This window comes from Psychrobacter sp. 1Y4, from assembly GCF_051847555.1.
In genome coordinates this window covers 1-762 of sequence record NZ_JBPYDE010000442.1, presented here as the reverse complement: position 1 = coordinate 762, position 762 = coordinate 1, and the positions used below count along the sequence as shown (strand labels likewise).

1 protein-coding gene is annotated in these 762 nt (G+C 42.3%); it reads right to left on the bottom strand.

The annotated features are described in order from the left end of the window. A partial coding sequence (locus ACS8FC_RS16840) for a UTP--glucose-1-phosphate uridylyltransferase (RefSeq protein WP_439297630.1) occupies positions 1 to 602 on the bottom strand: 602 nt, incomplete at its 3' end. Positions 603 to 762: the final 160 nt, after the last annotated feature.

Below are 762 nucleotides of genomic sequence, written 5' to 3'. Positions count from 1 at the left end.
AAACCTGCCACGCCAAAGCTGGCATTAACATCTGCTTGGTCATTCATATCACTATTGTCACTGAGTTTAGCGATACCATACTTATGTACATCTTCATCCGCTACTTGATCCACCAATATCTGTGAGTGACCATCTGTAGCAAAGGCATCTAACATAAAGGCCAAATTATCAGCAGACATGTTAGTGGTAAATGGATCAAGCACGACATCAGGTAACAATACGGCAAAGTCATTCTCACCAATGATTGGTCGCGCTGCCAGTACTGCATGTCCCAAACCTAACGCCTTACCTTGACGTATCATCGACACCGTTACATCTTCTGGCAACCAGTTTAAGCTATCAGCCAGCTCATCTTTGCCTTTGTGGCGTAACTGATTATCCAACTCGGCATTGATATCAAAGTAGTTTTCAATTGCGCTTTTTTGTGCATGCCCAACCAAGACGATATGCTTAATGCCGGCAGCAATGGCCTCCTCGATCACATAATGAATAGCAGGACGATTGCCCAAAGGTAATAGCTCTTTAGGTACAGATTTAGACAGAGGCAACATACGAGTACCAAAGCCTGCGACAGGGATTACAGCGTGAGTGATTTTTTTCATATAAATAAGACTGTTTCAAAAGTTAAGTGAGAATAAGGTAGTAGATAAACGATGATGGCTTAACAAGTATCAAGATACATCGTAGCCATTCGGATTCATACTCTGCCAACGCCATGTATCTTGACACATATCTGTAATTGATAATTCAGCTTGCCACCCT